The 5,065-nt window shown below is 73.1% G+C and carries 4 protein-coding genes and 1 pseudogene; 1 reads left to right on the top strand and 4 read right to left on the bottom strand.

Features of this window, described 5'->3' with window-relative positions; translation table 11 throughout:
* Positions 1 to 82: 82 nt before the first annotated feature.
* Positions 83 to 406, bottom strand: a pseudogene (locus tag AOK03_RS38115) (LysR substrate-binding domain-containing protein); the annotation flags it as partial.
* Between the two features lie 241 nt (positions 407 to 647).
* On the opposite strand from AOK03_RS38115, the gene AOK03_RS38110 reads away from it, so the two are divergent.
* On the top strand, positions 648 to 2,045 hold the full coding sequence (locus AOK03_RS38110; protein ID WP_055569944.1) for an aminopeptidase P family protein: 1,398 nt from the start codon (positions 648 to 650) through the stop codon (positions 2,043 to 2,045).
* Here the strand turns inward: AOK03_RS38110 and AOK03_RS38105 are convergent.
* The 3 genes from AOK03_RS38105 to AOK03_RS44955 all read right to left on the bottom strand — a co-directional run bounded on the left by AOK03_RS38105 (position 2,033) and on the right by AOK03_RS44955 (position 4,750).
* Positions 2,033 to 2,749 (bottom strand): C39 family peptidase, encoded by a 717-nt coding sequence (locus AOK03_RS38105; protein ID WP_055569943.1) that lies wholly within the window; start codon positions 2,747 to 2,749, stop codon positions 2,033 to 2,035. The two genes, AOK03_RS38110 and AOK03_RS38105, sit on opposite strands and share 13 nt — an antisense overlap.
* 94 nt (positions 2,750 to 2,843) lie before the next feature.
* On the bottom strand, positions 2,844 to 3,833 hold the full coding sequence (locus tag AOK03_RS38100; RefSeq protein WP_055569942.1) for an ArsR/SmtB family transcription factor: 990 nt from the start codon (positions 3,831 to 3,833) through the stop codon (positions 2,844 to 2,846).
* Between the two features lie 53 nt (positions 3,834 to 3,886).
* Positions 3,887 to 4,750 (bottom strand): calcium-binding protein, encoded by an 864-nt coding sequence (locus tag AOK03_RS44955; protein ID WP_055569941.1) that lies wholly within the window; start codon positions 4,748 to 4,750, stop codon positions 3,887 to 3,889.
* Positions 4,751 to 5,065: the final 315 nt, after the last annotated feature.

Here is a 5,065-nt window from a genome sequence, read left to right as displayed (position 1 = left end):
GCAGGTGGTGGCCGGTGCCGTCGGCCACGAAGCCGAAGGGGGCGGCGAGTTGGCCGCGCGCCAGGTCGTCACGGACCACCGCCTACGGAGCGATGGCGAAGCCGACGCCTGCCGCGGCCGCCTGGAGGGTCAGGTAGAAGTGCTCCAGGGTCTGTTGCGGCGGCGGCCCGGCCGTGGGGTCGGGCGTCGTGCCCGTGATGCGCCGCCAGTCGTCCCAGGCCCCGGGGCGCGTGGCCGTGTACGGCAGGACGGCGTGCGCCGCCGGGCCGTCGCCGTCGACGAGTCGGGACGCCAGGTCGGGGCGGCACACCGGCCCGATCCGCTCGGCGAACAGATGGGTGCGGCTGACCTCGTCCGGGAACGGGAAGTCGTCCCGGCGCACCGCGAGATCGATGCCGTCCCGCTCGAAGCGGACCGGGCCGCCGCCCGCGGACTCCCTGGCACTGGACGCGGTGCGGACGACGCGCGTCCGTGCACGACTGCCGGACGGAGGCGCCCCAACTCAGCCCATGCGTAAGGCATTTGCCGCCGCTCGACCGACCCCGAACAGGCCGCGCCATAGTAATGTGACATTTTACTGGCCCATCTGCGCGCCACCGCGCCTCCGTTCGCGTCGCCTCCAGGGAGTCCTCGTGACCTCAACCGGCATGCACCCCGCCGCCCCGCTCCACACCGGCAGCCACGACCTGCCCGCCTCCGCCGAACTGTCCCGCTTCATGGCGGAGTCCTGGGCGCCCTCCGCCCTCCCCGACTCCGCCCGGGTCCCCGCGCACGCCGTCACCCCGGCACGCCGGGCCCGGCTGTCCGCCCGCTTCCCCGGGGAGCGGCTGATCGTCCCCGCGGGCGAGCTCACGGTCCGCTCGAACGACTGCGACCACCGCTTCCGTCCGCACAGCGCGTACGCCTGGCTGACCGGACTGACCGGCGAGGACCAGGCCGGCAGCGTGCTGGTCATGGAGCCGTCGGGAGCGCACGGGCACGAGGCGGTGCTTCATCTGCGGCCGCGGTCCCCGCGCATCGACGGCGACGAGGAGTTCTACCGGGACCGGCGCTACGGCGAGTTCTGGGTCGGCCGCCGCCCCGACCTGGCCGAGGCGGAACGGCTCACCGGCCTGCGCTGCGCCCACCTGGAGTCCCTGGGCTCCCCGCCGGGGCGCAATGCCGCCACGGACCCCGAACTGGCCGCCGCGCTCTCCGAGTTGCGCCTCGTCAAGGACGCCTGGGAGGTCGAGCAGCTGCAGCTGGCCGTCGACCACACCACCGCGGGGTTCGAGGACGTGGTCCGCGCCCTGCCACGTGCTCTCGGGCACCCGCGCGGAGAGCGCTGGGTCGAAGGCGTGTTCGGCCTGCGCGCCCGCGCCGAGGGCAACGGCACGGGCTACGAGACCATCGCGGCCTCCGGGGCCCATGCCTGCGTCCTGCACTGGATCCGCAACGACGGGCGGCTGCACCGCGACGACCTGCTGCTCCTGGACGCGGGCGTGGAGACGGACAGCCTCTACACCGCCGACATCACCCGCACCCTGCCGCTCTCCGGCCGCTTCTCCCCCGTCCAGCGCCAGGTGTACGAGCTGGTGCTCGCCGCCCAGGACGCGGGCATCGCGGCGCTGCGCCCCGGCGCCCGGTTCCGGGACTTCCACCGGGCCGCCATGCGGGTCATCGCGGAGGGCCTCGCCGAATGGGGTGTGCTCAAGGACCCGCGGGGCGACCTGCACCGCCGCTACACCCTGTGCGGCAGCGGCCACATGCTCGGGCTCGACGTGCACGACTGCGCCAAGGCGCGGGCCGGGACGTATCTGGACGGCGTCCTGGAAGAGGGGCAGGTCCTCACCGTGGAGCCCGGCCTCTACCTCCAGCCCGACGACGAGACGCTCCCCGCCGAACTGCGCGGCATCGGCGTGCGGATCGAGGACGACCTGGTCGTCACGGCGCAGGGCGCCCGCCTGATGTCGGGCGCCCTGCCGCGCACGGTCGAGGGCGTCGAGGAGTGGATGGGCACGCTGCTCGACGCCCGAGTCCGAGTGCCGGACGGTCAGGCGGAGTAGCCCTTCGGCGGGATCAGGCTGGCGAGTTGGTCGAAGGAGAGCCAGTAGATCTGGTTCCCGCCGAAGGAGGCGGGGTCGGCGATGAGGACCGTGCCGTTCGCGTCGTCGTACCCGATGACCGTGAAGTAGTGGTAGATCGTCTGGTCCGACGGATAGCCGGGCGGCTGATTCCCGGGCGGCGCGACGATGTTGGCCACCAGCGGGTAGTTGTTGTCGATGTCCAGCACGATGTCGCGCCACAGCAGGTCCTTCTGGGCCTGGGTGGGCGGATCGTTCGGCATCTCCTTGGTCTCGTACCAGCCGGTACCGAGGTTGGCGTTGAGCACGCGCGTCACCTGGCCGATGTGGTCGGTGCCCGCCTCGGTGGTGCCGAGCTGCCCGGCCAGGTCGCTCTGACTGGGCGGTGCGACGCGGGCGGAGAGAGCGATGCGCGTCGCGGCGGGGCCGCACCAGTAGCCGGTCTCCTGGACCTGGTAGTCGACCGGGAGCGTGTGCGCGCTCGCCGTACGCACACCACCGACGCGCAACCGCGTGCCCGGCTCGTTCCGGCCGCTGACGACGGCGGTCCCGGCCTGCGAGCCGTGCGCGAGGACGGAGATGCTCGCGGCGGGCGCGGGTTCCGGCGAGGCCGATGCCGAGGCAGGTGCGACGAGGGCGCCGACGGCGGCCACGGCGATCGCTGTGGCGACAAGTCTCTTACGCATGCGGGCTCCTGGGGTGGGGGGTGGCGTGGGGGAACTCCGGCCCGGCCAGCTTGCGTGCATGCCCATGACATGCGCAACGAATGAAAGCCCAGGCTTACGGCATCCCGCGTTCGGCGCCGCGCAGCAGCGCACGCCCTTCCGCCGTCGCCACGTGGAAGGCGCGCCCGGCCCTGCGCGCCGTGGTCACCAGACCCGCCGCGCGCAGCACCTTCACGTGCTGGCTGACGGCCGGGTGGGTGACCGCGAGGAGACGGGCGAGCTCGACGGTGGAGGCCCCGGTGCGGGCCGCTCGGAGGACCGCCGCGCGCGTGTGCCCCAACAGCGGCCCCAGGGCGTCGTCCTCCGCGCGGCCGGGCGGCGTGTCGCCGGTCCAGTCGGGCGCGTGGTCGATGGGATACACCAGGACGGGAGGCAGCGTGCCGTCGGCGAGCGTGATGGGTGTGGGCCAGCAGAAGAACGAGGGCTGCAGGACCAGTCCACGGCCGTCGAGCCGCAGCGTGTGGTCCACGGGATAGTCGGCCTCGAGCACCGGCGCCCGCCAGCGGAACCGGGGCCCCAGCCCGCTCAGCAGCCCCTCGGTGCCGCCGTCGAGGAGACTGTGCAGCCGCACGATCCGGTCGGCGTCGACGTGCGCGCGGATGCGCTGCCAGAAGGGGGCGAGCACCTCCACGTGGTACGCGTGGAGGGCTCGCCCCAGCTCCCGGAGGGCGTGGTCGTCCCCGACCGCCAACGACCTGGTCCAGGAGGGCAGTCGGCGCGCCGCGGCGACCCGCGTCAGATCGGTGCGCAGTCGCGGCGGGGGCGTGCGGACGAGGGTGTCGACCGCCGCCTGGAGCGTCGCGCAGTCACCGTGGGTGGGGGTGAGGAAGTCCGGGGAGTCCCCCCGGGGCGGCAGGAGGGGCGGCAGGAGCCGGCAGCTGTCGGGCAGCCGCGGCCTTGCCCATCGCCGCCAGGCACCGAACTCCCTTGCCCCGTCCCGGCGTTGCAGGGTCTGGACACTGTTGCTGATCTCCCACAGATAGTCGGCCCCCGGCGCGACACGCACCCGCGCCAGGTCCTCCGGCGTGAAGTACACCCGCAACATGGCCTGCCCCTCCCCCGCGTCCCGGACCCCGGCCCGGCGGCCGGTCCCGGCGGCTAGTCCTGGTACACCCGGTCGGTCCCGGGACCGCCGGACAAGGTGTCGTTGCCCGTGCCGCCGTGCAGCAAATCGTCACCGCTGTTGCCGTAGACGGTGTCGTTGCCCGCGTTGCCGTACAGCTTGTCGTTGCCGCGGCCGCCCAGGATCTTGTCCCCGTCCCCGGAGCCGTACACGGTGTCGTTGCCGTCGCCGCCGGTCAAGGTGTAGTCACCGCTGCCGCGCACCGCACGCAGGGTGTCGTTGCCGGTGCCGCCGTCGCAGTCGGAATTGCAGTCGGTCAGCGTGTCGTTGCCCGCGCCGCCGAAGAGGCCCTCGCCGTACACGCCGCCGCCGTGCTGCAGACGGTCGTCGCCGTCCTCGCCGTACACGGCCGTCGAGTCGTCGCCCTTGAGGGTGTCGTTGCCCGCGCCGCCGTGGAACTGCAGGTAGGCCTTGTTCCCGGGGGCCACCGAGATGCTGTCGTCCTTGTCGCCGAGGTACGCGCCGAGGGTGAACAGGTCGGACGCCCTGTCGCCGGGCGTGGAGATCGAGCACAGCACGACCGTGCGGTCGGCGTCGTCCGGGTGGCTGCAGCCGGAGTCGCGGGCGGCGGTGATGGCGACGCGGTCGTCGATGGTCACGTCGTAGATTCCGTCGTTCTCGCCGTCGGGACGGTAACGGACCGACACGGTCACCTCGTTGGCCTGACCCGCGGCGGCCTCGTACTGCAGGCGCGACCCGGAGACGGCCTCGACGGTGGCGGCGGGTGCGGCGGCGGCGGACGGCGTGCCGGTGAGGCCGACGACCGCGGCGGAGCAGGCCAGCGCGGTGGCGACGCCGAGCGGACGGAGGCGACGGGACCCTAACGGTTGAGCGAACATGCGTGTGTCTCCATGGAGTTCAGTGGTGCGGTCGGCACGTCGTGTGCCGTCGGTGGCGTTCCCACCTCACCCGGGTCAGACGGTCCGTCGGCGCCGCCGTTGTGCGCGGGCACCACTTGTTCACCGGGGGTTCATTGCCGTACGAAAGCGCGCCATACGGCGGCAACCGCGCATTTCACTCCTGCCCGGTCCGTGGGGTACAGTCGATCTTGTGCTCGCCGCCGGAACGACGGCGCCGGGCCCGGCGTTGGTGGTCCAAGGAAAGGCGCCCCACTTCCTGTGGGGAGATGCAGGTGCAAGGCCTGCCCAGCGCTC

Source organism: Streptomyces atriruber (genome assembly GCF_001418325.1).
Classification (GTDB): Bacteria; Actinomycetota; Actinomycetes; order Streptomycetales; family Streptomycetaceae; genus Streptomyces; species Streptomyces atriruber.
This window is presented reverse-complemented; position numbering and strand designations above follow the sequence as displayed.